Consider the following 22,829-nt stretch of genomic DNA (forward strand, 5'->3'; position numbering starts at 1 on the left):
ATTTGTCGTGCTGGCGTTGCGGCCGTCAGGCCTGCTGCGCGTCCGCCGGGGTGGCGGGGCGCGGGCGGGCTGCCGGCTTCTTGTTCGGAGCGATCACCATCGTCATGTTGCGGCCGTCCTGCTTGGGCGCAGCCTCGACCGTGCCCAGCTCCGCCACGTCCTCGGCGAGTCGCTGCAGCAGCCGGAACCCCAGCTCGGGGCGGGACTGCTCGCGGCCGCGGAACATGATGGTGACCTTCACCTTGTTGCCACCCTCGAGGAAGCGCACAACGTTGCGCTTCTTGGTCTCGTAGTCATGGGTGTCGATCTTGGGCCGGAGCTTCTGCTCCTTGATCGTGGTGAGCTGCTGGTTACGGCGGGACTCCCTGGCCTTCTGCGCGCTCTCGTACTTGAACTTGCCGTAGTCCATGAGCTTGCAGACCGGCGGGCGGGCCTGAGCCGCGACCTCGACGAGGTCGAGCTCCGCCTCCTGCGCGAGCCGCAGGGCGTCCTCGATACGCACGATGCCGACCTGTTCCCCGTTCGGTCCGACCAGCCGGACCTCGGGAACGCGGATGCGGTCGTTGATGCGCGTCTCTGTGCTGATGGGGTCTCCTCGTATCGACGTCGTGTGGCGCGACGGAGCGGAGACCCTGAACCCGACGATCACAGCCGACGAGCCTGCGGCTCATCGACGGACCGGACCCGGACACCGTGAGGTGTGACGGGTGGGAGCGGGGCTCCACTTGATCGCCCTGACGCCATGTCCCAACGCGCGACAGGGTGGTCGCATTCCGCAGGATAGCAGCCCCCGGACGGGCTTCGGCCGGGCGGCCCACCCGTTCATCCAGTGGTGCACCGACCAGCCCACGAACGGCTCCGCGAGCAGGGACGCCGAGTTCTGCGCGACCGTAGCCCTGGCCGCACGGCGCGGCTCAGGGGCGGGGCGCCAACCGCGAGGTGCTCCCCGGAATCAGGCGTGCCGGGCCATGCACCACTGGCGCCGCGGATCGTCGCCCAGCCGGTGATGGCCGCGCCGGAAGAACGCGCGTACCCCATTGACGACGCCGGCCGTGTATCCGAATTCGCCCGGTCCGCGCCCGCCTGACCCGACGTTGCTCGGGGTGCGGGTTGCGTTCGACGTGTTGTCCTGCGCGTCTGCCGAGTTGCCCTGCACGTGATCAGCCTGCCCAACGCCCGGTGCAGATGCAAGGGGCACCTGCACGTGCAGGTGCCCGCGCACGGACGTGTGCTACGTCTCTTTTCCTCACTCGAACTCTCATTCGGCTACCCCCACGCTGCTGACCAGCGACAACGCCGGAAAGAGCGAGTCGTGAAAAGTCGGACAGCTGTCAAGAAAACCGCCCGGTCCAGGTCAGGACGCCTTACCCGTGCAAATGCACGTGCATCTGCACGCTGCTATGGTTCGTGCGACGACGCCACTGACTCAGCAAGAGCGAGGATGATGACGTGCCCCACACGGATCGCGACAGCGGTTCAGCAGTACTTCTTCACGGGCTTCTCGAGAGCGCCGTCTGGCGCAAGAGCAGCAAGAGTGGCGCATCGGGCAACTGCGTCGAGGTGGCCGTACTCGACTCCGGCGATTTCGCGGTACGCAATTCGCGACATCCCGCCGGTCCGGCGCTCGTCTTCACCCGGGCAGAATGGTCGGCATTCCTCGGCGGCGTGGAGAACGGCGAGTTCCGTCCCGCCTGAGCGGAGTCGACCGGCCGCTCAGATCTCCGCAAGCACCTTTGCGATGACCTGCCGCGACTGCTCCGGCGCCGAGGCATCCGCGGTCAGGCGGTCGATCGCCCTGCCGTACAGCTCGATCTCGTCCTGCCGGTCGAGGTAGAGCGCACCGCTGAGATGTTCGACGTAGACCACGTCCGGCAGCTCCGGCTCGGCGAACCGCAGGAGGGTGAACGAGCCTTCGGCGGCGTATCCGCTCAGGTGGTACGGCATGACCTGGATGGTGATGTTGGGTAGCTCCGAGAGCTCGAGCAACCGCTCCAGCTGCTCCCGGAGCACCGCGCTGCCACCGATCGGCCGGTGCAGCACGGACTCGTCCAGCATCACCCACAGCGTCGTCGGACGATCGCCCGTGAGGATCTTCTGTCGCTGCATGCGCAGCGCGATCCGCCGCTCCGCTTCCTCGGACGCGTACCCGGGGCGGCCCCGCGTGGCGATCGACCGCGCGTACGCCTCGGTCTGCAACAACCCCGGCACGAACTGCAGCTCGTAGGCCTGGATCCGCGCCGCCGACTCCTCCAGACCCACGAGGTCCTGGAACCAGCCGGGCATGACGTCGCTGTACCTGCGCCACCAGCCCGGCTCGTTCGCCTGCTTGACCATGTCGAGGTAGCTCTCGCGCTCCCCCGGGTCCGTGATCCCGTACAGGGTCAGCAGGTCGGCGACGTCCCGCTCCTTGAAGGCGACCCGGCCGAGCTCGAGGCGCGACACCTTCGAGTCCGAGCCACGGATCGCATACCCGGCGTCCGCCCGCGAGATGCCGGCCGCCTCCCGCAGCCGACGCAGCTGGGCGCCGAGCACGATCCGCCGGGCCGTGGCCCCCCTGACGTGCTCCTCGGCCGCAGAGGGTGCCCCGACGGAGCCACCTGCGGACATTCACGCCTCCTCGTGGACCGGTCGACCCCGGACCGGCCGTCGCCCGCCCCGTCGCGCCGGCGCGAGGGAACGGGGCGCACCGGCCGTCCCCGGCGCTCCTGACGGGGCAAGCTACGGGAAAACGACGCAACCGAACAGCACCTCAGCACGGTCATGCGGTGCCTTCGATGAGCCCGTCGCCGGCGGCGGTGGCGCGCAACCAGGCAGGTCCGGGCTCGACCAGCGGACGATCGTCCAGGATGTACTCGATCTCGGTGCGGGAACGGAATCAGCCCGAACCCGCCGCACTCGCGCTGACCACGCCTGCCACGAACCCGATGGTCTCGCTCGCGCCGCCGCGATCTTGCTGGCCCGGGAATTGCGTCACACGGGTGCGAGAAACCCGGCGGCAGCCACTCCGGAACCGCCTGCCGTTTCACGGGCGGCCGAGCCGTCCGCGATCCACCCTGGTGACCTGCTCGAACAGCCGGCGGTCGCCGTCGCCGTCCTTCTTGTTGTCACGGAAACGATCTCCGGTCGCGGGCCGCGATTGCCGTCGGACCGTCGATGATCGCGAGAAGTGCGATATCGGATTGTCGAGGAGGATCTCCGGTGCGTCGCGCGTGACAACGATCACGAACCGTCTGGAATCATCCCGGGATCAGTCGGGGCGGCGGTACCTGGAGACATGACAGCTTGCCGACAAGAGCCCGGCGGCGGAGCCTTCTACCGACAGGACTATGACGACCGTCACAACCGCCCCGGGGAGCAGTGATGACCGATCCCACCGCCACCGCGACTGCCACCGGGGCCGGGCCGAGCGCCGAGACGTTCGGCGAGCGCCTGTTCGGTGCCGTGATCCAGGCCCAGCTCGTGCAGGCCGCCTACCTGGGCGACCGGCTCGGCTTCTACCGCGCGCTCGCCGTCGAGGCCCTCACCCCGCCCGAGCTCGCCGCGCGCACCGGCACGGCGGTGCGGTACGCGCGGGAGTGGCTGGAGCACCAGGCGGTGGCCGGGGTCCTCACCGTCGACGACGCGGGCGCCGCGCCCGACGAACGCCGGTTCCGGCTGCCGGCCGGCCACGCCGAGGTCCTCACCGACGTGCTCAGCCCGAACCACGTCCTACCACTGGCCCGGATGGTGGCCGGCATCGGACAGCACATGGACGCGCTGGTCGGGGCGTATCGCAGCGGGGGCGGCGTGTCCTGGAGCGACTTCGGCACCGACGCCCGCGAGGCACAGGCCGCTGCCAACCGGCCGCTGTTCCTCGGCGCACTCCCCCGCGAGTACCTGCCGTCGGTGCCGGCCATCCACGAGGTGCTGCGCCACGGCGGCCGCGTGGCCGACGTCGGGTGCGGTTTCGGATGGTCGTCCATCGGTCTGGCCCTGGCCCACCCCGGCATCACCGTGGACGGCTACGACGTGGACGAACCGTCGGTCACCGAGGCCCGGCGCAACGCCGTCGAGGCCGGGGTGGCCGACCGGGTGCGCTTCCACTGCGCCGACGCGGCGACCGCCGAGGGACGCTACGACCTGGTGACCGCGTTCGAGTGCATCCACGACATGCCCGCCCCGGTGGGCGTGCTCGCGACGATGCGCCGCCTCGCCGCACCCGACGGGGTGGTGCTGGTGGTGGACGAGCGGGTGGCCGAGACGTTCACCGCCCCCGGCGACGAGGTGGAGCAGGTGATGTACGGCTGGAGCATCACCTGCTGCCTGCCCGACGGGCTGGCCCACCCACCCTCGGTGGGCACCGGCACGGTGATGCGCCCCGACACCCTGCGCCGGTACGCGCGCGACGCCGGCTACGCCGACATCGAGATCCTCCCGATCGAGGACGACTTCTTCCGCTTCTACCGGCTCAGGTGAGCCGGTAGAGACCTGGTCAGCTGGCGGCGGCGGCCTTGCGACGGCGGGCGGGCGCTGGTGGGGCCGGCGCCTCCTCCGGCGTGACCAGGCCCGTGATGAACTGGCCGGTGTAGCTCGTGGGGTGAGCCGCGAGCTGCTCGGGCGTGCCCTGCGCCACCACCATGCCGCCGCCGGAGCCGCCCTCCGGGCCCATGTCGATGATCCAGTCGGACGTCTTGATGACGTCCAGGTTGTGCTCGATGACGATCACCGAGTTGCCCTTGTCGACCAGCCCGTTGATCACCAGCAGGAGCTTGCGGATGTCCTCGAAGTGCAGGCCGGTGGTGGGCTCGTCGAGGATGTAGACCGTGCGGCCGTTGGAGCGCTTCTGCAGCTCCGACGCGAGCTTGACCCGCTGCGCCTCGCCGCCGGACAGGGTGGGGGCCGGCTGCCCCAGCCGCACGTATCCGAGCCCGACGTCGACCAGCGTGCGGAGGTAGCGCGCGATGGAGTTGATCGGCGCGAAGAACTCGGCCGCCTCCTCGATCGGCATGTCGAGCACCTCGGCGACCGTCTTGCCCTTGTAGTGCACCTCGAGCGTCTCGCGGTTGTACCGGGCGCCCTTGCAGACCTCGCAGGGCACATAGACGTCGGGCAGGAAGTTCATCTCGATCTTGATGGTGCCGTCGCCGGAGCACGCCTCGCAGCGGCCGCCCTTGACGTTGAACGAGAACCGACCGGGCTGGTAGCCGCGCACCTTCGCCTCGGTGGTGGCCGCGAACAGCTTGCGGACCTGGTCCCACACGCCGGTGTAGGTGGCCGGGTTGGACCGCGGGGTGCGCCCGATCGGCGACTGGTCGACCCGCACGAGCTTGTCGAGCTCGTCGAGCCCGGTGATGCGGGTGTGGCGCCCCGGCACCTGCCGCGCACCGTTGAGCTTGTTGGCCAGCACCGTGGCGAGGATGTCGTTGATGAGCGTGGACTTGCCCGACCCGGACACCCCGGTGACCGACACGAGGCAGCCGAGCGGGATGTCGACGTCGATGCCGCGCAGGTTGTGCTCGCGCGCGCCGACCACGGTGAGCTGGCGCTTCTTGTTGACCGGGCGCCGGATCTCCGGGACCGGGATCGAACGCCTGCCCGACAGGTAGGCCCCGGTGAGCGAGGTGTCATGCGACTCCAGCCCCGGCACCGGCCCGCTGTAGACGATGTGGCCGCCGTGCTCACCCGCGCCCGGGCCGATGTCGACCGCCCAGTCGGAGGCGCGGATGGTGTCCTCGTCGTGCTCGACGACGATCAGCGTGTTGCCCAGGTCGCGCAGGCGGACCAGCGTCTGGATCAGGCGCCGGTTGTCACGCTGGTGGAGGCCGATGGACGGCTCGTCGAGCACGTACAGCACACCCACGAGCCCGGAGCCGATCTGAGTGGCCAGCCGGATGCGCTGGGCCTCCCCACCGGACAACGAGCCCGCGGCGCGGTCGAGCGACAAGTAGTGCAGCCCCACGTCGAGCAGGAACCCCAGCCGGGCCTGCACCTCCTTGAGGATCCGCCCGGCGATCATGGCCTGCCGGGCGTCGAGCACCATCCCGTCGAGGAACTCCGAGCACTCCGCCACCGACATCGCCGAGACCTCGGCGATGGAACGCTCGCCCCGGTCGCGGTGGGCGAGGGTGACGGCGAGGACCTCGGGCTTGAGCCGCGCGCCGTTGCAGGCAGGACACGGCACGTCGCGCATGTAGCCCTCGTAGCGCTCGCGCTGCGAGTCGGACTCGGTCTGGTCGAGCCGCCGCTCCAGGAACGGGATGACGCCCTCGTAGCTGGCGTAGTACGAGCGCTCGCGGCCGTAGCGGTTGCGGTAGCGGATGTGCACCTGGTCGTCGCTGCCGTGGAGCACGGCCTTCTGCGCCGCGGCGGGCAGCTTGCGCCACGGGGTGTCCATCCGGAACCCGATGGCCTTGGCCAGGCCCTCCAGCAGCCGCCCGAAGTACTCCGCGGACTGCCCGCCCGACCACGGTGCGATCGCCCCGTCGGCGAGACTCGCCTCCTGGTCGGGCACGACGAGCTCCGGGTCGACCTCCTTCTTGATGCCGATGCCGTGGCACTCGGGGCAGGCGCCGTAGGGCGAGTTGAAGGAGAACGTGCGGGGCTCGAGGTCGTCGAGGCTCAGCGGGTGGCCGTTGGGGCAGGCCATCCGCTCGGAGAACCGGCGCTCGCGGTGCGGATCGTCGTCGGGCAGGTCGACGAAGTCGAGCACGACGAGCCCGTCGGCCAGGCGCAGCGCCGTCTCCACCGAGTCGGTGAGCCGCTGCTTGGCCGACTCCTTCACGGCGAGCCGGTCGACCACGACCGAGATGTCGTGCTTCTCCTGCTTCTTGAGCGTGGGCGGATCGGTGAGCGTGTGGACCGTGCCGTCGACGAGCACGCGCGAGTAGCCCTGCGTCTGCAGCGTGGAGAACAGGTCGACGAACTCGCCCTTGCGGGTGCGCACGACCGGGGCCAGCACCTGGAACCGGCTGCCCTCCTCCATCGCGAGCACCTGGTCGACGATCTGCTGCGGTGTCTGCTTCTCGATGACGTGCCCGCAGACGGGGCAGTGCGGCACGCCGGCGCGGGCGTAGAGCAGGCGCAGGTAGTCATAGACCTCGGTGATGGTGCCGACCGTGGACCGCGGGTTGCGGTTGGTGGACTTCTGGTCGATCGAGACGGCGGGTGAGAGCCCCTCGATGAAGTCGACGTCGGGCTTGTCCATCTGGCCGAGGAACTGCCGCGCGTAGGCCGACAGCGACTCGACGTACCGCCGCTGCCCCTCCGCGAAGATCGTGTCGAACGCGAGGCTGGACTTGCCCGACCCGGACAGGCCGGTGAAGACGACGAGGCTGTCGCGCGGCAGGTCGAGGTCGACGCCGCGCAGGTTGTGCTCGCGCGCGCCACGCACCACGAGACGTGGAGCGTCGGCGGCGTGCCTCTCGGCAGCGTGCCCATCTGCGCTGCGGTCAGCCACGGGGGAGCCTCCTGGATCCGGATCGTGGAAGGGTCGACCACGACCCTCGTTCCATGCTAGGCGCGGTCACCGACAGAACCCGTACTACAGCCGGCGGCCCTGCGAGCGGCGGCCCCCGGGAGCCGAACCGCCACCACGAGGATCGCACAGACGTTCGAAGAGCCGGCAGCCGGGTGTGACCGGTCGGTTCGGGGCGCTGCCCGGACTAACCTTGCCCTGTGGGAGAGCCCAACGTCTGGTCCACCGCTCATCTTCCCGACGGCGACGGCCGGTCGGCAGGGGTCAACGTCAACGGGTACGAGCTGAGCTGCGAGATACCCCTGGACGCGGAGCCGGAGCCGGCCGGTGCCACCCCGCTGGGGCTGCTCGCCGGCTCGCTGTCGGCGTGCACGGCGATGTCCGTCCGCACCTTCCTGCACCTCTGGCGGATCGACCCCGGCAAGGTGACGGTGCACGTCGCGTTCCTACCCGGCTCGCCGCCGATGATGGACCGGCGGGTCACCGTCGAGGCCCAGGTCGACCCGGACCTGCGCGAGCAGCTGGCCGGGGTGGTCGACCGCACCCCCGTCACCGTCCTGCTCCGCGACGCCCTGACCATCCGCACGGTGCTGACGACCGGGGCGCGCTGAGCGCAGCCCCCCAGGTTCAGGAAAGCCACTTTCAGGCCCTCTGCGGGCAGGAAAGTGGCTTTCCTGAACTTCCTAGAGCAGGAGGGCGGCGCCTGTCAGCGTCGCCAGGGCCACCACGGACCAGCCGATGATGGGGACGGCGCGGGTGGGCGCCAGGTGGACGGGCAGCGGGGAGCGGCGCAGGGCGTTGGCCCGGACCCGTCCCACCACGACCGTCGCCACGGCGATGACCACGGCCAGCGCGATGGGGGCCGCCGCGGCTCCGGGCCCGGCCTCGGTGAACACGCGCACGGACAGGAGCAGGCCGTTGGCCAGCACCCCGAGGGACGTGCGGCTCCAGGCGAGCTCCGTCCGCTCCGCCTGCAGCCCGGGCGGCGGGCCGCCCGCCGGCCCCGTCATCCCTCCACACCCTTGAAGACCACGAGGAACAGGCCCACTAGCGCGAGCAGGACGAGGCCGACGGCGAGCAGCCACGGAACGCGCTGCCGTGGCAGGGCCTGGTCGCGGCGCATCGCACGCTCCACCCGCTGCCAGCGCAGCACGCCGTTCGCGGCGCACAGCACGGCGAGTACGACGAGGAGCCCACCGGTGACCGTGCGGATCCCCGGCAACGGGAAGGCGGGGACCAGTTGCACCACCGCGATCCCGGCCGCCAGCAAGGACAGTGCCGAGCGGATCCAGGCGAGGAAGGTCCGCTCGTTGGCGAGGGTGAACCGGTAGTCCGGCTCGTGCTCGGGGACGCTGTCGGGGACGCTGTCGTCGTCAGCGATGGCGGCCCCCTGACGTCGCGACGGGCTCCTGAAGCGGCGCGCGTACGGCGTCGCGCGCGGTGACCGTGACCGACGGCCAGGCGTTGTTGATGTAGCCCTTCGGGTTCCACACGCTCTCGGCGTGTTCGGGCTGCAGTGCCGCGGTCGTGTCCCAGGCCCGGGCGGTGATCGTCACCTCGCCGGGCGGCAGGTCGACCGTGGCGTTCCAGAACCGCCAGGCCCAGGGACCGAGGTCCTCCCCCAGCTCGGCCTGCGTCCAGCTGCGGCCCCCGTCCACGGAGACGTCGACGCGGGCGATGCCCCGGTCGTCGCCCGCGAAGGCGTACCCCGTGACGGTCGTGGGCCCGCCGGGCACGACGGCGTGGTCGTCGGGCCGGAGGATGGCGGAGTTCAGCGCCACCGAGGTGAGCGGGAACCCGTCACCGACCTGGGCCCGGTCGAGGTCGGTGTCGGCGGGCAGCAGCCGGTAGGCCGTGGCCTGGAAGAAGTTGTCGGAGGGGCGGTTCTGTGCGGTGATGCGCTGCAGCCACTTCACGCTGCGCGCACCGATGTGCCCGGGCACGACGACCCGCACCGGACCACCGTGGGCCTGCGTGAGCGGCTCGCCGTTCATCTCCCAGACCAGCATCGTCTCGGCCGCGGTGGCCTTCGCGGCGCTGATCGAACCCCCGTACGGCTGCGGCGGCACCGCCTCGGCCGCCACGTCCGGGGCGGCGAACTCGATGTCGGTGGCGTCCGGGCTCAGCCCGCAGTGGGCGAGGACGTCGGCCAGGCTCACCCCGCCCCAGCGGGCGGTCGAGGTGGCTCCCGGACCCCACGGGTGCTGATGGGGGATGTCGCGGACGGCCATCAGCCCGGCTCGCCGGTTGCCCGCGCACTGCAGCGTGGCGACGACCTCCCGGTGGGGGAACCGGTCCTTCAGGTCGGCCAGCGACAGCTCCATCGGCCGGTCGACCATGCCGTCAACCTGCAGCCGCCACCGGTCCGGGTCCATGTCGGGCATCGTGCCGTGGTTGCGGCCGTAGAAGACGCCGACGGGGGTCACGACGTTCTCCGCGAGAGCCGATCGTGTGGGTTCCGCGTTGTAGGGCTCCTGCTCGTGCACCACCATGTTCCGCTCGCTGCGTGTCACGTTCTCGCCCCGTCCGTTCGAGTTCCGGGCCATCGGCCCATGCCTGATCTCGAACTCGAGGGTGTCTCCGCCCGCAGCGGCCCGGTAGGCGAAACGGGCCAGGGACCTCATAGGGCGAGGTTATGACCGGCCTGCCACCTCGGGCTTTCGTGACCGGGCGGCACGGAATGCGCCCGGCATCACAGGACTCCCCGAGCCGGATCAGGCGACGCCGAGGAGGCGGTGCGCGGTGTCGGGGTCGCGGCGGAACTGTGCGGTCGGCGCGCGGTGCACCAGCGCGCCCTTCTCCATCACCGCGATCTCGTCGGCCACGCCGAAGGCCAGGTGCAGGTCCTGCTCCACGAGCACGACGGTCACGCCCTCGGCACGCATGGTGGTGACCACGCCCGCGATCTGGTCGACGATCGCGGGGGCGAGGCCGTCGGACGGCTCGTCCAGGAGCACCAGCCGCGGGTTGGTGAGCAGCGCCCTCGCCACGGCGAGCATCTGCTGCTCGCCGCCGGAGAGCTGCCCGGCGTAGTGGCGGCGGCGCTCGGCGAGCCGGGGCAGCAGGTCGAGCACGGAGTCGACGGTCCAGGTGCCGCCCCGGGACCGGGACGACGACAGGGCGAGGTGCTCGGCCACCGTCACCGTGGCCCAGACCCTGCGGCCCTGCGGTACGAGCGCCACCCCGGCCCGCGCGATCTGGTCCGGGCGTTTCCCGGCGAGCTCCACGTCGTGGAGGCGGATCGACCCCGACGACACCGGCACGAGCCCGGCGAGGGTCATGATCAGCGTGGACTTGCCGACACCGTTGCGGCCCAGCAGGCCCAGCACGGCGCCCGCGTCCAGATCGAGGTCGAGGCCGTGCAGCACGGTGCCGCGGTCGTACCCGGAGACGAGGCCACTCACCTCGAGAAAGCTCATGACAGGAACAGCTCCTCGCGCCGCCCGGTGCCCAGGTAGGCCGCCCGCACCGCCTCGCTCGCCCGGACCTCGTCGGGCGTACCCGAGCACAGCACGCGCCCCAGGTGCAGCACCGTCACCGCGTCGGCCAGCGAGAACACCAGGTCGAGGTCGTGCTCAACGAAGAGCACCGTGATCTCCGGCGGCAACCCGCGCAGCAGCTCGACCAGCCGCGCGCTCTCCGCGGGCGACATCCCGGCGGCGGGCTCGTCGAGCAGCAGCAGCGACGGGCGGCAGGCCAGCGCCAGTGCCACCTCCAGCTGCTTGCGCTCGCCGTGCGACAGGGCCGGGACGGCGACGCCGCCACGACCGGCGAGTCCCACGTCGGACAGCAGCTCCTCCGCCCGGGCGGCCACCCGGGGCTGCCGGCGCGGGAGCAGCGAGATCGGCCCGTTCTCGTGGCGCGCCGCGGCCAGCGCGACCGTCTCGGCCGCCGTCATCGAGGCGAAGAGGCTGGCGTGCTGCATCGTCTGGCTCATCCCGAGCCGGCAGCGCTTCACCTCCGACAGCCCGGTGACGTCCCGGCCCGCCAGCTCGACCCGGCCCGCGTCGGCCCGCATGGTGCCGCTGACCAGCCTGAACAGCGTCGACTTCCCCGCGCCGTTGGGTCCGATCAGGGCATGCCGGGCGCCGGGGGCCACCGCGAGGTCGACGCCGTCGACGGCCGCCAGAGCGCCGAACGACCGGCTGAGCCCGGAGCACCGCAGGGCGGTCACGACGGGCTCCGGCGGCGCAGTCGAAGGCCGGCCGCCCCGCGGGGCAGCAGGTAGACCACCAGCACGAACACGATGCCGAGCAGGAGCGTGCCGTGGCCACCGAGGCCGGGGCCCAGCGCGTCGCGGATGAGGATCACCAGCGCCGCTCCGAGGCACGCTCCCCAGAGCGAGCCCGCCCCGCCGATGATCACGGCGAGCAGCGCCAGCGACGCGGTGAGGAACCCGAGGTCGGCCGGCGTCACCAGGCGCTGCTGGGCCACCAGCAGCGAGCCCGCCACCCCGGCGACGCCGCCGGCGATCACGAAGACGCCGTACTTGTACAGCGCGGTCGGGTAGCCGATCGCGCGCATCCGCGGCTCGTTGTCGCGGATGCCGCGCAGGGCGGCGCCGAACGGTGAGCGCGCCACGAGCCACACCAGCACGAAGCCCAGCACGAACACGGCGAGCACGTACCAGTACACGAATCCCGCGTTCGCCAGCGGCGCTCCCCCGGCCCGGACGGCCGGGACGCCGGTGAGCCCGTTGGCACCTCCGGTGACGCTCTCCCAGGTGTTGGCCACCTGCTGCACGGTCTCCCCGATGGCGAGGGTGAGCATGAGGAAGAAGACCCCGCCGGTCCGCACGGTGATCCATCCGGTCAGCGCGGCCGCCACGGCACCGACAGCTGCACCCACGAGCAGCGGCACCGGCGCCTCGGCGGTGACGTTGATCGACACCCAGCCCGCCGCGTACGCACCGGAGCCGAAGTAGGCGGCATGCCCCAGCGAGGGCAGGCCCGTGACGCCGACGAGCAGGTCCAGGCTCACGGCGAAGAGCGCGAACACCAGGATGCGGGCGAGCGTGGTGGTGGCGAACGGGGCGAGGAACAGCGGTGCGGCCGCGAGCACCACCAGCACGGCGGCGGCCACGAGCCCGTCGCGGCCGCGCGGCACCCGCGGGGAGACCGCGGCCGTGCCGCCCGGCACCGCGGGGGCGTCCACCGCCGTCATCGGGTGCTCACCGACGCCGGGCTCCCGAAGAGCCCTCGTGGCCGCAGCACGAGCACCAGCGCGAGCGCGGCGAACAGGACGAACGAGGCGAGCTCGGGAAGCAGCACCCGGCCCAGCGTGTCGACCTGCCCGATGACCAACGCACCGACGAGGGCTCCGCGCACCGAGCCGAGCCCACCGATCACGACGACCACCAGCGCGAGGATGAGCACGGTGGCGTCCAGCCCCGGACGCGCCCCGTAGATCGGGCCGCCGAGCACCCCGGCCGTCGCGGCCAGCAACGATCCGACGGCGAACACCGCGGCCTTGACCAGGCGGTTGTCGATCCCGAGGGTGGCGACCATCTCGCGGTCGGCCACGGTGGCCCGCACCAGCGCGCCCACCCGCGTCCGCTCCACCACCAGGTACACGGCCAGGGCCAGCACGGCCCCCACGCCGATCAGCACCAGGCGGTACGCGGGGTAGGTGGCGCCGAGCACCGACACCGAGCCGTCGAGCGCGGGCGGGGCGGACACCGACAGCGGGTCGTCGCCGAACGCGATGATCAGCAGCTCGGCCACGACGAACGCCACGCCCAGCGTCAGCAGCGCCTGGTCGAGGTGCGAGCGCCTGCGCAGCGGCTCGGTCATCAACGACAGCAGGGCCCCGGCCGCCAGGCCGCCGACCGCCGCCAGGCCGAGCGCGGCGAGGAAACCGCCCCAGCTGCCGGCGAACGTGGCGCCGAGGTAGGCGCCCCCGAGGAACAGGGCCCCGTGGGCGAGGTTCAGGACGTCCATCATCCCGAAGACGATCGACAGCCCCACGGCCAGGATGAATAGCAGGAACCCGATCGCGAAGCCGTTGAGGACACTGACGAGCATCAGGCCGCCGGCTGACTCTGCGGGCCGAGGTCCTGCACGACGGCGTTGACCAGGGCGCCCCCGCTGTTGTCCACCCGGCGCAGGTAGATGTTCTGCCGCGGGGTCTGGTTCTCGAACGTCCAGGCGCCGCGCGGGCTGTCGTTGATCGCGCCGACCGTGCCCAGTGCGGTCGCCAGCGAGTCGCCGTCGAGCCCCGTGGCCGACGCGAGCGCCCGGTCGAGCACGTTCGCGGCGTCCCACGTCTGCACGGAGAAGCAGCTGGGCGCCTCGCCGTACTTCGCCGTGTAGGCCTGGACGAACGCCTTGTTGGCCGGGTTGTCGAGCTGGTCGGTGTAGTGCAGCGTGGTCTGCACCCCGAGCGCCGCGTCGCCCTGCTGCGGCAGCACGTTGCCCTCGGTGAGGAACCCGGAGCCGTACAGCGGGATCGTCGACGCCAGCCCGAACTGCGCGTACTGCTTCACGAAGTTGATCGCCTCGGCGCCGGAGTAGAAGCAGAACGCGGCCCGCGCACCGGAGCTCTGGATGCCGGTGAGGAACGGCTGGTAGTCCGAGGTGGTGCCGAACGGCGTCTTCGCCGACCCGACCACCCGCCCGCCGCCGCTCTCGAACGCCTTCGTGAAGGCGGTGATGACCTCGGTGCCCGCCGCGTAGTCGGGCGCGATGGCGTACACGCCCTCGGAGAACCCGGACTGCGCCAGGTGCGTGCCCATCGCGGCCGCGACCTGGCCGTTGGTGAAGGAGGTGCGCCAGATGTAGGGCGTCCGGGACGTGCTGGTGACGGCTTCGGCCCCCGCGTTCGTGACGACCAGGAGCTTCTTCGACTCGGTGAGCAGGTCGCGGACCCCCAGCGCGGTGGCCGAGTTGACCAGGCCGACCACCACGTCGACGCCGCCGTTCTGCAGCACCTTCTGCACGGCGGGCACGCCGGTCTGGGGCGTCTCGCCCTCGTCGGCGATCACCGTCTCGACGGTGTAGTCGCCGAACCGCTGCCCGTTGTCGGCCAGCCACAGCTCCCACCCGCGCTGCATGTCGGTGCCGAGAGCGGCGTAGACGCCCGACTGCGGGACGACGAGGCCGACCTTCACCGTGCCGCCGCCCCCACCGGTGGCAGGTGCGCCGGTGGACCCGCCGATGCTGCTTCCGCACGCTGCCACCACCGGCAGGGCGGAGGCCGCACCGAGCAGACCGAGGAACCGTCGCCGATCGAACGTGGGGTGTACCGCCATCTCAGACTGCTCCTCGTCCACCATGCCGCACCCGCGTGAGACGACAGATCGTTGTCGGCCGGTCTTCGCAATGTCAACGATTCGGATGAACCGGGCGCGGTGCCGCGACCCAATCGTGACGGGGCGTGGCCGACCGATCGGTCCGGCGACGTTCCTGGGCCACCGCACTAGGCTGACGTCGTGGACGTCATCGACAGCTACTCCGGTCACACCGACCCCGGCGGCGCGGCGATCCGGCGCGATCTCGACGCCCTGAGCATCACCAAGGTCTCGGTCGGACCGATGGACAACAACGCCTACCTCCTCGTGTGCCGGGCCACGAACGAGGCGCTGCTGATCGATGCGGCGAACGAGCCGGACCGGCTGGCCGACCTGGTCGGCGCCACCGACACCCGGCCCGAGCTGCGCCACCTCGTCACCACCCACCGCCACGCCGACCACTGGCAGGCCCTCGGCGCCGTCGCGGGGATGTTCCAGACGCGCCAGATCGCCCACCCGCTCGACGCCCCCGAGCTGCCGATCCCGATGGACGACCTCGTGGAGCAGGGCGACACCGTGCGGTTCGGCGACATTGAACTGGAGGTCGTGCACCTGCGCGGGCACACCCCCGGCTCGATCGCCCTCGTCTACCGCGGCGAGGACCGCCCGCACATCTTCACCGGCGACTCGCTCTTCCCGGGCGGCCCCGGCAAGACCGCCGGCCCGGAGGAGTTCGCGTCGCTCATCGGTGACCTGGAGGAGCGGGTGTTCGGCTCCCTGCCCGACGAGACCTGGGTGTACCCGGGCCACGGCGACGACACCACCCTCGGCAAGGAGCGCCCGTCGCTGCCGGAGTGGCGCTCCCGCGGCTGGTAGCCGGACGGCTGCCGCGCAGAGGACGGCGTGAGGCCGGACAGCCTCTGACCCGGCGAGATCGACATCAGAGGGTTTTCGAGCCCGCCCCACCCCCACCAGGTCGATCTCGCGCGCTCGGACGGCCGTCTCCGCAACGCTCGTGCAGCTCTGCAACCTCGGCGATGTCGCGGCGGGGAGCCAGCAGGTCATCCAGCTCCGTCACCCGCCAGGTGTTCGACGCGACCAACCGGCCGGAGTCCGCCGCCAGCACCCCGAGGTGGGCGGCCTCGTCCGGACGTCCGTTGCGGGCCAGGATCAACCCGAGGTCGATCCGCGCGGTGGCCAGCCGCCGGGCCGGGCCGGGCGCGTACCGCTCGGCCACCTCGCGGGCCACTCGCTCCCCGGCCGGGTCGCCGAGCCACGCCAGTGAGGTGGCGGTGTAGCCGTCGAGCTTGCGCCCGTCGAAGACGAAATGGTGATCGCGAGGGCGCCCACCGGACTGGCGATCCACTCCGGCTTCCGCGCGAGCCAGCCGGGCGCGCACCGTCGCGCCGTCCCCCAGCCTGGCCGCCGCGCGCGCGTGCTGCGCGGCGAGCTGCACGGCCGCCGAGGTGCCCGCAGGGGCCAGCGCCTCGCCGTCGGCGGCCAGCCGGGCCGCGCGGTGCCAGTCCTGGTCGATCAGCGCCGTCCACGTCGCGATCTCGACCGCCCAGGCGGTCATCTCGATGTGCTCGGCTTCGCGGCCCAGTGACGCGGCTGCCGCGCGGGCAGTGGCCGCGGCGTGCCGGTCGCCGAGGTCGACGAGCACGGTGGCGCCCAGCAATGCCAGCCACCCGCCGGTCACCAGCAGGCGGCGGCGTTGTGTGAGCGTGGCGCGCTGGTCCAGCAGAGTCGACACCTCGGCGGCGCGGCGGCGCACCTGGGCCAGCACCACATCCGGCGGCGAGGTCGCATACGCCCGGGCGAGCAGGTCCGTGACCTCCTCCAACGCCTCGACGGCTGCGCCGCCGACGTCGGTCACCTCGGCGCGCGCGGCCAGCTCCACGAGCCCGTCCGACGGGTACGCCGGCGGCAGGGGCGCCACCGCATGGCCCCCGTGATCGGGCGGCCGGAAGCCCAGCGCGGCATCGTCGGTGGCGCTCAGCACCGCACGCAGGGCCTCGCGGTACTCCGTACACGGCCACCGGATCACGCCGCGCTCCAGCTTGGCGATGTAGTGCGCGTCGATCGGCACCTCACGGGCGGTAGACCGGAAGACCTCGGCGGCGACCATCTCGGCCAGCTCGGCGCGGCTGAGGCCGCGGCCCGGGGCGCGCACCGACGGGTGCGCCGCTCGCGCAGCGCGGAGCTGGTCGTTCGGCGGCACAGGTCCCCCATCCCCACGGGATGCCCTCGATCATCCCTGCCCGTCCGAACCGGGCAACACGAACGTAGCGGACATGACTGCCCTTCTCGCCCCGGTCATGCACGACCGCGACCCACACCCGCACGTCGGCGGGAGACAGCATCGTGGCTGAGCCCGACGACGAGATCGTTCGGTTCATGGTCACGTTCGGGGTGGCGGACGCACTGCTGCGGCTACACACCGACGACCGGACCGGGCACTGCCGCGTGTGCTCCGCCGGACCGCAGGCCGGACGCGCTGTCCACCCGTGCAGGCTGCGGTTACTCGCGCAGAGAGCACGTGCACGGCTCGCCGCCCGATCGTGAAGGCACCCGACGTGAGCCGCCTCGCGTACCGGCGGCAGTTCGTCGGTCATCCCACCTCCTCCGCTGTGCAGTCGTGATGGTCGGGCCCGCAGGTGCACGCCGACCGGAGTGGCTCTGCCGAGCAAGCCGCCGCCTCGGTAACGTCCACAGCCGTAGTCACCCGACAGCAGGACCACGCGCGAGCACGACGTGCTCCCGGCCGGGTGATCCCACCGCCGGTCCGTGCGCGAGCCTGCCCGCTGCCGGTCAGCGTGACCCTGCCGATGCCGTCAGGCGCAGCGCCGAACACGCCGAGTTCCACTGATCACGCACGAGGAGACCGTCATGGATCTGGATCTGGTCGGCAAGGTCGCCGTCGTCACCGGCGCCAGCAAGGGGATCGGCCTCGAGATCGTCCGGTCACTGGCGGCCGAGGGCGCGAGCGTCGTCGCGGGGGCCCGGGGTGGCAGCCCCGAGCTGACCGAGCTCGCCGGCCGGTACCCGGTGCACGCGGTCCAGGTGGATCTCACCGACCCGGACGGCCCGGCCCGCCTCGTCGACGAGGCGGTGCGGACCTTCGGTGGGGTGGACGTCCTGGTCAACAACGTCGGGGCGGTGCGGCCGCGGTCCGACGGCTTCCTGGCTCTCGACGACGCCGACTGGGAGCGGGCGATCACGATCAACTTCCTCGCGGCCGTGCGCACCACCCGCGCGGCGCTACCGCACCTGCTCGACCGGGCCCCGTCGACGATCGTCACGATCAGCTCGATCAACGCGTTCCTGCCGGATCCGGGCATCATCGAGTACAGCGCCACCAAGGCCGCGTTGACCAACTTCTGCAAGGCGCTGTCCAAGGAGCTCGGGCCCCGCGGTGTGCGCGTCAACACCGTCAGCCCCGGCCCGGTCGAGACCGCACTGTGGCTCGGTTCCGAGGGGGTCGCCGCCACCATCGCCCGCGAGAGCGGCGGCGATCCGGCCGACGTCGCGAAGCAGGTCGCCGGCCAGGCGGTCACGGGCCGGTTCACGCGGCCGCAGGAGGTGGCCGACGTCGTGGTGCTCCTCGCGAGCGGCCGCGCCGGCAACGTGACCGGCACCGACGTCGTCATCGACGGCGGGCTGGTCACCACCCTGTGACCGACCGTGTGGACAGCGCCGAGAGGCCGGCCTTCGTCCTGCACGAACACCGACGTCCGCAACACCACTTCGACCTCCGCCTCGAGGAAGACGGGGTGCTGCGCTCGTGGGCGGTACCGAAGGGGCTGCCCGACGAGCCGGGTGAGAAGCGGCTGGCGGTCGCGGTGGCCGACCACGACCTCGACCACCTCACCTACGAGGACGAGGTCAAGTCGATCGCCGACATCGGCTGGTGGGAGGAGCACGACCGGTCGGAGCGCCGCATCCTCCTGACCCTGCACGGCAGGGACGACGACCGCCGCTACGCCCTCATCCGGACCTCACAGGGCTGGCTGCTGCACCGCCTCGCGGACCAGTAGCGGCACCGGGCGCGCTCAGACCTCCACCAGCACCTGGTCCAGCGACTTGCGGACCAGGTCGGGCACCTCGCAGTGCTCGGCCGGGCGGCCGACGGGGATCACCGCGAACGCCTTCTCGTTGCGCGGCCGGTTCAGCACCTCGGACAGGAAGCGCATCGGGCTGGGCGTGTGGGTCAGTGCCGCCAGCCCGGCGAGGTGCAGCGCCGTGAGCAGCATCCCCACGGAGATTCCGACGGATTCGTCGACGTAGTAGTGCTTGTGGGACGTTCCGTCCGAACTCAGGTAATAGCGCTGCTGGAACACGACGATCAGGTAGGGCGCATCGGTGATGTGCGGTTTGTTCTCGTCCGTGCCGATCGGCCGCAATGCTCCGAGCCATTCCTCGCCGAGCCGACCGGCGTAGGACCGGCGCTCCTCCTCCTCGGCCGCCTCCCGGATGCGCCGCCGGACGTCGGGGTCCTTCACGAGGACGTAGGTCCAGGGCTGCTGGTGCGCACCCGAGGGAGCGGTGGCCGCCACCGCGATGGCGTCACGGACGATCTGCTCCGGCACCGGTTCGGGGGAGAAACTCCGCACCGTGCGCCGTTCGTCCATGCGTCTGCGCAGCTCCGAGGCGGTGGCCACGCCGACATCGTCCGGTATCCGCGGAGGCCGGTACGGCGTCCCCCGATAGTCACGCCCGTTCATCGGTTCCCACACGGCCGCAGTCATCGTCTCTCCGCTCTGCACCGACTCGTTGCCAGGACAACGAAGAATAGGGACCTACGCCAGGGTGATCGATTTCCTGTGGCGGCGCCGACACGCTATTGCCCGGCACCCTGATTCTCCGGGGAATCCGGAGAATCAGCGCGTTTTCCGTGCCCGGTCGACCCCAGCAGGGCGGTGACCGCCGCGTCGAACAGCGGCTCGATCTCCGCGGCCGAGGCCGCGGCCAGCGCGGGCGTGCCCACCACCGAACGCTGCAGCGAGATGCCGAGAAGCAACGCACCGACCAGCTCGGCCCGGAGGTCGCGCCCGGGTTCCTCCGCCAGCTCCGCGAGGGCGGCCACGTAGCCGTCGCACATCTGCCGGTGCAGCTGCGCGCGCGCCTCCGCATGGCCGGACGAGCGCAGCAGCGCCAGCAACTGCTCCTCCCCCACCGGTTGACCGGCGTCGGGGACGACGGCGCGCAGCAGCCGCCCGGGCAGGGCCTCGGCCGACCCGTCGGCAAGGTCCGCGGGCGCAGGGAGGGGACTGGTGGCGGCGCGGAACAGGCCGGCCTTGGACCCGAAGTAGCGGAAGACCAGCGCGGCGTCGACCCCCGCGTCCGCGGCCACGTCACGGACGCTCACGGCGTCGTATCCCTCGCTCGCGAACCGGCGCTGCGCCGCCTCCAGCAACGCGGCGTGGGTGGCGGCGCGATCACGGCGCCGGGGCGGGTCCGTCATGCGGTCCTCCAAGTCATCAAGCGTTGACATCCTATCGGCGCCGCCCTACCTTCGAAGTCACCAGCTGATGACAAGGAGGGTTCGTGGCGACCATCGTGATCACCGGCGGCACGCGCGGCATCGGCCGCGCGCTGGCCCACCGGCGCCTGGCGCAGGGCGACACCGTGGTGACGGTGGCGCGCTCGGCCGCGAACGGGGAGCGGTTCCTGCGCGAGTCGGCCGAGCACGGCGAGCGGGCCCGGTTCATCGCGGCCGACCTGTCCACGCTCTCCGGAATGCGCGCCGCGATCGTCGCGGTGGCCGCCGGTCACCCCGGCGTCGATGCGCTGGTGCTCGGCGCGAACGACCTCACCCCGCGGCGGGCCGTCACCGAGGACGGGTTTGAGTCGGTACTGGCGCTGTACTACCTGAGCCGTGCCGTGCTCGCCCGTGAGCTGCGCACCCAGCTCGAACGGACGCCGCAGCCGGTGGTGCTGAACCTCTCCGGTCCGGGCATCACCCAGGGCGGCGTGCAGTGGGACGACCCCCAGCTGACGCGGCGCTGGTCGGGCCTGCGGGCACAGCTGCAGGCCGGCCGGGCCAACGATCTCCTCGGCCCGGCGCTCGCCCGCCAGGGCGGCCGCACCCGCTACGTGGTCTACAACCCCGGATTCGTCGACACCCGGCCGTACGTGGGGATGAGGCAGCCGTGGCGGGCGCTCGCGGAGCTCGCCGCCGCCGCTCTCGCCGCCCCTCCGGACCAGGCCGCCGCGGCGATCGGCGCTCTTCTCGACGCGCCGCCGGAGCCCGGCTTCAGCGCGTGGCGGCGCCGGGGCCGCGACAACCGGCGCATCGACCCGGCCCTGCGGACGTTCGATGCGGCGGACGCCGAGAGGCTGGAACGGCTGACTCTCGACCTGCTGGCCGCGGTCGACTGACCAGGAAGATCACCTCTCAGCCACCTTTCAGTCGCCCGGTCTACATGCGCGGTTATCGTGGATTCAGGGTCGCGACCGCGGCCATGACTCTCCAGGCTGTCGCGGCGCGGCAACGGCACTGGCGCGGGCGACCGGAGAACAATGAACGCGAGACGGACCGTGCGCGTCGTCGTGCGCACCGTGGTGGCGCTGGCTGCGGTCGTCGCGTTCGCCGTGGCAGGCCTCGCCTGGTCGCTGCAGCGGAGCCTCGACACCAGCTTCACCAGCACGGCGGCCATCCCCCACGCCGTCCCCACACCCCAGGGCCAGGCGTACAACGCCCTGCTGGTGGGTCTCGACGCCCGCACCGACTCCGCGGGCAACCCGCTGCCCCCCGAGCTGTTCAACGCCCTGCACGTCGGCCCGGACGGCGGCCAGCTGAACACCGACACGATCATCCTGCTGCACGTCCCCGCCGATCCCGGCCAGCCCGCCGAGGCGATCTCGATACCGCGCGACTCGTACGTCCCCATCGCGGGCGGCCGCGGCACCCACAAGATCAACTCGGCGTACGAGCTCGGGCTGACGAGCGCCGAGAACACGCTCACCGCGCAGGGCATCACCGGCCCCGAGCTCGACCGGCGCGGGCGCGAGGCGGGGCGCGCCACACTCGTGGCCACCGTCGAGCAGCTCACCGGCGTGCAGATCGACCACTACGCCGAGATCAACTTCGTCGGGTTCGTCGAGCTCACCGAGGCGCTCGGCGGCGTGCCCATCTGCCTGAACGAACCCGTGCACGACTCCTACTCCGGCATCGACCTCCCGGCCGGACCGCAGACGGTCGACGGGCCGGCCGCGCTCGCCTTCGTCCGCCAGCGTCACGGCCTGCCGAACGGCGACCTCGACCGCATCGCGCGCCAGCAGGCCTTCGCGGCGGGGCTGACGAAGCAGCTGATCTCCACCGGGACGTTCACCAACCCGGTGCGGCTCGCCCGGCTCGTCGGAGTGGTCGACCGCAACGTCGTGCTCGACAGCGGCTGGAACATCGAGCAGGCGCTCAGCCAGTTCGCGGGTCTCTCCGGCAGCGACCTCCGCTTCCAGACGATCCCCACCGGCCGCACCGACCTGCGCACGCCCTACGACGGCATCGCGGTCCAGATCGACCAGAGCGCGGTGCGCGCCTTCGTGAGGTCCGTGGTGTCCGGCCACGAACCCCGCGCCGCCTCCCCCTCGGAGACTGCGGCCGCACCGCCCGTGCAGCCTGCCGGGTCGGGCCGCTCGTCGAGGTCCACCGCCGCCACGCCGCGCGTCATCACGGCGGGCGGCGTTCCCTGCGTGAACTGACCGGCGTCAGGAGATGCCGACGAGATCCACCACGAAGACCAGCGTGGAGCCGGCGGGGATCGGACCGTTCGCGCGGTTGCCGTAGCCCAGGTCGGGCGGGATGACGATCACGCGGCGGCCGCCGACCTGCATGCCCTCGATGCCCTGCGCGAACCCGGGCACCACCCCGTCCAACGGGAAGCTGGCGGGCTCGCCGCGCTGCCACGAGCTGTCGAACAGCGAGCCGTCGGAGTAGAGGGTGCCGCTGTACTGGACGTCGACGGTGTCGGTCGGGACGGCCTTCTTACCGGTGCCGATCACGATGTCCTGGGTCACGAGCTTCGTCGGTGGCTGCCCCGTGCCGGCCTGTGCCTGGCTCGGCGCCGTCAGGTCCGTCGGGTTGCCGGTGAGGGGCGGGACCGACGATGTCGCGGCCGGCCAGGTCCAGGTCGCCGTGGACGGCTA

General features: G+C 71.9%; 25 protein-coding genes. 8 read left to right on the plus strand and 17 right to left on the minus strand.

Annotated features, from left to right (window positions below):
* Nucleotides 1-25: 25 nt before the first annotated feature.
* Both infC and HF577_RS15585 read right to left on the minus strand, forming a co-directional pair.
* On the minus strand, nucleotides 26-646 hold the full coding sequence (gene infC / locus HF577_RS15580; protein ID WP_312859158.1) for a translation initiation factor IF-3: 621 nt from the start codon (nucleotides 644-646) through the stop codon (nucleotides 26-28).
* Nucleotides 647-952: 306 nt separating this feature from the next.
* Nucleotides 953-1,156 carry a hypothetical protein gene (locus tag HF577_RS15585; protein WP_169396577.1) on the minus strand — a complete coding sequence of 68 codons (204 nt, stop codon included), beginning with the start codon at nucleotides 1,154-1,156 and terminating at the stop codon, nucleotides 953-955.
* Nucleotides 1,157-1,449: 293 nt separating this feature from the next.
* Here HF577_RS15585 and HF577_RS15590 point away from each other — a divergent pair, with 293 nt between their 5' ends.
* On the plus strand, nucleotides 1,450-1,695 hold the full coding sequence (locus tag HF577_RS15590) for a DUF397 domain-containing protein (RefSeq protein ID WP_169396578.1): 246 nt from the start codon (nucleotides 1,450-1,452) through the stop codon (nucleotides 1,693-1,695).
* Nucleotides 1,696-1,713: 18 nt separating this feature from the next.
* Here the strand turns inward: HF577_RS15590 and HF577_RS15595 are convergent, their stop codons facing one another.
* Nucleotides 1,714-2,607, minus strand: coding sequence for a helix-turn-helix domain-containing protein (locus HF577_RS15595; RefSeq protein WP_169396579.1), 894 nt, complete (start codon nucleotides 2,605-2,607; stop codon nucleotides 1,714-1,716).
* 415 nt (nucleotides 2,608-3,022) lie between these two features.
* Nucleotides 3,023-3,223 carry a hypothetical protein gene (locus HF577_RS37505; RefSeq protein ID WP_211174333.1) on the minus strand — a complete coding sequence of 67 codons (201 nt, stop codon included), beginning with the start codon at nucleotides 3,221-3,223 and terminating at the stop codon, nucleotides 3,023-3,025.
* Between the two features lie 137 nt (nucleotides 3,224-3,360).
* Between HF577_RS37505 and HF577_RS15600 the strand changes: the two genes are divergently transcribed.
* The gene (locus HF577_RS15600; protein ID WP_169396580.1) at nucleotides 3,361-4,455 is read left to right on the plus strand and encodes a class I SAM-dependent methyltransferase; all 1,095 of its coding nucleotides are present in this window, start codon (nucleotides 3,361-3,363) and stop codon (nucleotides 4,453-4,455) included.
* Nucleotides 4,456-4,471: 16 nt separating this feature from the next.
* On the opposite strand, the gene uvrA is transcribed toward HF577_RS15600, so the two are convergent.
* Nucleotides 4,472-7,435 carry an excinuclease ABC subunit UvrA gene (uvrA, locus tag HF577_RS15605; RefSeq protein WP_169396581.1) on the minus strand — a complete coding sequence of 988 codons (2,964 nt, stop codon included), beginning with the start codon at nucleotides 7,433-7,435 and terminating at the stop codon, nucleotides 4,472-4,474.
* A 218-nt stretch (nucleotides 7,436-7,653) separates the two neighbouring features.
* Here uvrA and HF577_RS15610 point away from each other — a divergent pair, with 218 nt between their 5' ends.
* Nucleotides 7,654-8,064: an OsmC family protein gene (locus tag HF577_RS15610; protein WP_169396582.1), complete on the plus strand. Its 411-nt coding sequence runs from the start codon at nucleotides 7,654-7,656 to the stop codon at nucleotides 8,062-8,064.
* 72 nt (nucleotides 8,065-8,136) lie between these two features.
* Here the strand turns inward: HF577_RS15610 and HF577_RS15615 are convergent, their stop codons facing one another.
* The 8 genes from HF577_RS15615 to HF577_RS15650 form a co-directional block, all read right to left on the minus strand.
* Nucleotides 8,137-8,463, minus strand: a complete 327-nt coding sequence (locus tag HF577_RS15615) for a DUF202 domain-containing protein (RefSeq protein ID WP_169396583.1) — start codon at nucleotides 8,461-8,463, stop codon at nucleotides 8,137-8,139.
* Nucleotides 8,460-8,834 carry a YidH family protein gene (locus HF577_RS15620; RefSeq protein WP_169396598.1) on the minus strand — a complete coding sequence of 125 codons (375 nt, stop codon included), beginning with the start codon at nucleotides 8,832-8,834 and terminating at the stop codon, nucleotides 8,460-8,462. Before HF577_RS15620 ends, HF577_RS15615 begins: the two co-directional genes overlap by 4 nt.
* A complete protein-coding gene (locus HF577_RS15625) occupies nucleotides 8,827-10,077 on the minus strand; it encodes a sulfite oxidase (protein ID WP_246266413.1) in 1,251 nt (416 codons plus the stop codon). The genes HF577_RS15620 and HF577_RS15625 overlap by 8 nt, the downstream gene beginning before the upstream one ends.
* Before the next feature lie 90 nt (nucleotides 10,078-10,167).
* Nucleotides 10,168-10,872, minus strand: coding sequence for an ABC transporter ATP-binding protein (locus tag HF577_RS15630; RefSeq protein WP_169396584.1), 705 nt, complete (start codon nucleotides 10,870-10,872; stop codon nucleotides 10,168-10,170).
* Complete coding sequence (locus tag HF577_RS15635) at nucleotides 10,869-11,627, minus strand: ABC transporter ATP-binding protein (protein WP_211174334.1); 759 nt, start codon at nucleotides 11,625-11,627, stop codon at nucleotides 10,869-10,871. The genes HF577_RS15630 and HF577_RS15635 overlap by 4 nt, the downstream gene beginning before the upstream one ends.
* On the minus strand, nucleotides 11,624-12,616 hold the full coding sequence (locus tag HF577_RS15640; protein ID WP_169396585.1) for a branched-chain amino acid ABC transporter permease: 993 nt from the start codon (nucleotides 12,614-12,616) through the stop codon (nucleotides 11,624-11,626). Before HF577_RS15640 ends, HF577_RS15635 begins: the two co-directional genes overlap by 4 nt.
* Nucleotides 12,613-13,476 (minus strand): branched-chain amino acid ABC transporter permease, encoded by an 864-nt coding sequence (locus tag HF577_RS15645; protein WP_169396586.1) that lies wholly within the window; start codon nucleotides 13,474-13,476, stop codon nucleotides 12,613-12,615. The genes HF577_RS15640 and HF577_RS15645 overlap by 4 nt, the downstream gene beginning before the upstream one ends.
* Nucleotides 13,476-14,702 carry an ABC transporter substrate-binding protein gene (locus HF577_RS15650; RefSeq protein WP_169396587.1) on the minus strand — a complete coding sequence of 409 codons (1,227 nt, stop codon included), beginning with the start codon at nucleotides 14,700-14,702 and terminating at the stop codon, nucleotides 13,476-13,478. The genes HF577_RS15645 and HF577_RS15650 overlap by 1 nt, the downstream gene beginning before the upstream one ends.
* A gap of 180 nt (nucleotides 14,703-14,882) precedes the next feature.
* On the opposite strand from HF577_RS15650, the gene HF577_RS15655 reads away from it, so the two are divergent.
* Nucleotides 14,883-15,557: an MBL fold metallo-hydrolase gene (locus HF577_RS15655; RefSeq protein WP_169396588.1), complete on the plus strand. Its 675-nt coding sequence runs from the start codon at nucleotides 14,883-14,885 to the stop codon at nucleotides 15,555-15,557.
* 64 nt (nucleotides 15,558-15,621) lie between these two features.
* On the opposite strand, the gene HF577_RS15660 is transcribed toward HF577_RS15655, so the two are convergent.
* Nucleotides 15,622-16,902, minus strand: coding sequence for a transcriptional regulator (locus HF577_RS15660; protein WP_169396589.1), 1,281 nt, complete (start codon nucleotides 16,900-16,902; stop codon nucleotides 15,622-15,624).
* A gap of 668 nt (nucleotides 16,903-17,570) precedes the next feature.
* On the opposite strand from HF577_RS15660, the gene HF577_RS15665 reads away from it, so the two are divergent.
* Nucleotides 17,571-18,359: an SDR family NAD(P)-dependent oxidoreductase gene (locus tag HF577_RS15665; RefSeq protein WP_169396590.1), complete on the plus strand. Its 789-nt coding sequence runs from the start codon at nucleotides 17,571-17,573 to the stop codon at nucleotides 18,357-18,359.
* Nucleotides 18,356-18,718: a DNA polymerase ligase N-terminal domain-containing protein gene (locus HF577_RS15670; protein ID WP_312859156.1), complete on the plus strand. Its 363-nt coding sequence runs from the start codon at nucleotides 18,356-18,358 to the stop codon at nucleotides 18,716-18,718. Before HF577_RS15665 ends, HF577_RS15670 begins: the two co-directional genes overlap by 4 nt.
* Before the next feature lie 15 nt (nucleotides 18,719-18,733).
* On the opposite strand, the gene HF577_RS15675 is transcribed toward HF577_RS15670, so the two are convergent.
* Nucleotides 18,734-19,429 carry a nitroreductase family protein gene (locus HF577_RS15675; protein WP_169396592.1) on the minus strand — a complete coding sequence of 232 codons (696 nt, stop codon included), beginning with the start codon at nucleotides 19,427-19,429 and terminating at the stop codon, nucleotides 18,734-18,736.
* A gap of 92 nt (nucleotides 19,430-19,521) precedes the next feature.
* The gene (locus HF577_RS15680; protein ID WP_169396593.1) at nucleotides 19,522-20,145 is read right to left on the minus strand and encodes a TetR/AcrR family transcriptional regulator; all 624 of its coding nucleotides are present in this window, start codon (nucleotides 20,143-20,145) and stop codon (nucleotides 19,522-19,524) included.
* An 83-nt stretch (nucleotides 20,146-20,228) separates the two neighbouring features.
* On the opposite strand from HF577_RS15680, the gene HF577_RS15685 reads away from it, so the two are divergent.
* Together HF577_RS15685 and HF577_RS15690 are read left to right on the plus strand one after the other, a co-directional pair.
* On the plus strand, nucleotides 20,229-21,062 hold the full coding sequence (locus tag HF577_RS15685) for an SDR family NAD(P)-dependent oxidoreductase (protein WP_169396594.1): 834 nt from the start codon (nucleotides 20,229-20,231) through the stop codon (nucleotides 21,060-21,062).
* A 141-nt stretch (nucleotides 21,063-21,203) separates the two neighbouring features.
* Nucleotides 21,204-22,385 (plus strand): LCP family protein, encoded by a 1,182-nt coding sequence (locus tag HF577_RS15690; protein ID WP_169396595.1) that lies wholly within the window; start codon nucleotides 21,204-21,206, stop codon nucleotides 22,383-22,385.
* Nucleotides 22,386-22,391: 6 nt separating this feature from the next.
* Here HF577_RS15690 and HF577_RS15695 read toward each other — a convergent pair whose 3' ends face one another.
* Nucleotides 22,392-22,700: an FKBP-type peptidyl-prolyl cis-trans isomerase gene (locus HF577_RS15695; protein WP_312859157.1), complete on the minus strand. Its 309-nt coding sequence runs from the start codon at nucleotides 22,698-22,700 to the stop codon at nucleotides 22,392-22,394.
* Between the last annotated feature and the right edge of the window lie 129 nt (nucleotides 22,701-22,829).

The organism is Pseudonocardia xinjiangensis, from assembly GCF_012911925.1.
GTDB classification, from domain to species: domain Bacteria; phylum Actinomycetota; class Actinomycetes; order Mycobacteriales; family Pseudonocardiaceae; genus Pseudonocardia; species Pseudonocardia xinjiangensis.

What these genes read in the sequence shown, in the direction of transcription:
- HF577_RS15615 (WP_169396583.1), bottom strand. Translation starts at nt 8,463, where the DNA reads ATGACGGGGCCGGCGGGCGGCCCGCCGCCCGGGCTGCAGGCGGAGCGG.
- HF577_RS15675 (WP_169396592.1), bottom strand. Translation starts at nt 19,429, where the DNA reads ATGACTGCGGCCGTGTGGGAACCGATGAACGGGCGTGACTATCGGGGG.
- HF577_RS15640 (WP_169396585.1), bottom strand. Translation starts at nt 12,616, where the DNA reads ATGACGGCGGTGGACGCCCCCGCGGTGCCGGGCGGCACGGCCGCGGTC.
- HF577_RS15645 (WP_169396586.1), bottom strand. Translation starts at nt 13,476, where the DNA reads ATGCTCGTCAGTGTCCTCAACGGCTTCGCGATCGGGTTCCTGCTATTC.
- HF577_RS15630 (WP_169396584.1), bottom strand. Translation starts at nt 10,872, where the DNA reads ATGAGCTTTCTCGAGGTGAGTGGCCTCGTCTCCGGGTACGACCGCGGC.
- HF577_RS15600 (WP_169396580.1), top strand. Translation starts at nt 3,361, where the DNA reads ATGACCGATCCCACCGCCACCGCGACTGCCACCGGGGCCGGGCCGAGC.
- HF577_RS15665 (WP_169396590.1), top strand. Translation starts at nt 17,571, where the DNA reads ATGGATCTGGATCTGGTCGGCAAGGTCGCCGTCGTCACCGGCGCCAGC.
- HF577_RS15650 (WP_169396587.1), bottom strand. Translation starts at nt 14,702, where the DNA reads ATGGCGGTACACCCCACGTTCGATCGGCGACGGTTCCTCGGTCTGCTC.
- HF577_RS15680 (WP_169396593.1), bottom strand. Translation starts at nt 20,145, where the DNA reads ATGACGGACCCGCCCCGGCGCCGTGATCGCGCCGCCACCCACGCCGCG.
- HF577_RS15625 (WP_246266413.1), bottom strand. Translation starts at nt 10,077, where the DNA reads ATGAGGTCCCTGGCCCGTTTCGCCTACCGGGCCGCTGCGGGCGGAGAC.
- HF577_RS15595 (WP_169396579.1), bottom strand. Translation starts at nt 2,607, where the DNA reads ATGTCCGCAGGTGGCTCCGTCGGGGCACCCTCTGCGGCCGAGGAGCAC.
- HF577_RS15690 (WP_169396595.1), top strand. Translation starts at nt 21,204, where the DNA reads ATGAACGCGAGACGGACCGTGCGCGTCGTCGTGCGCACCGTGGTGGCG.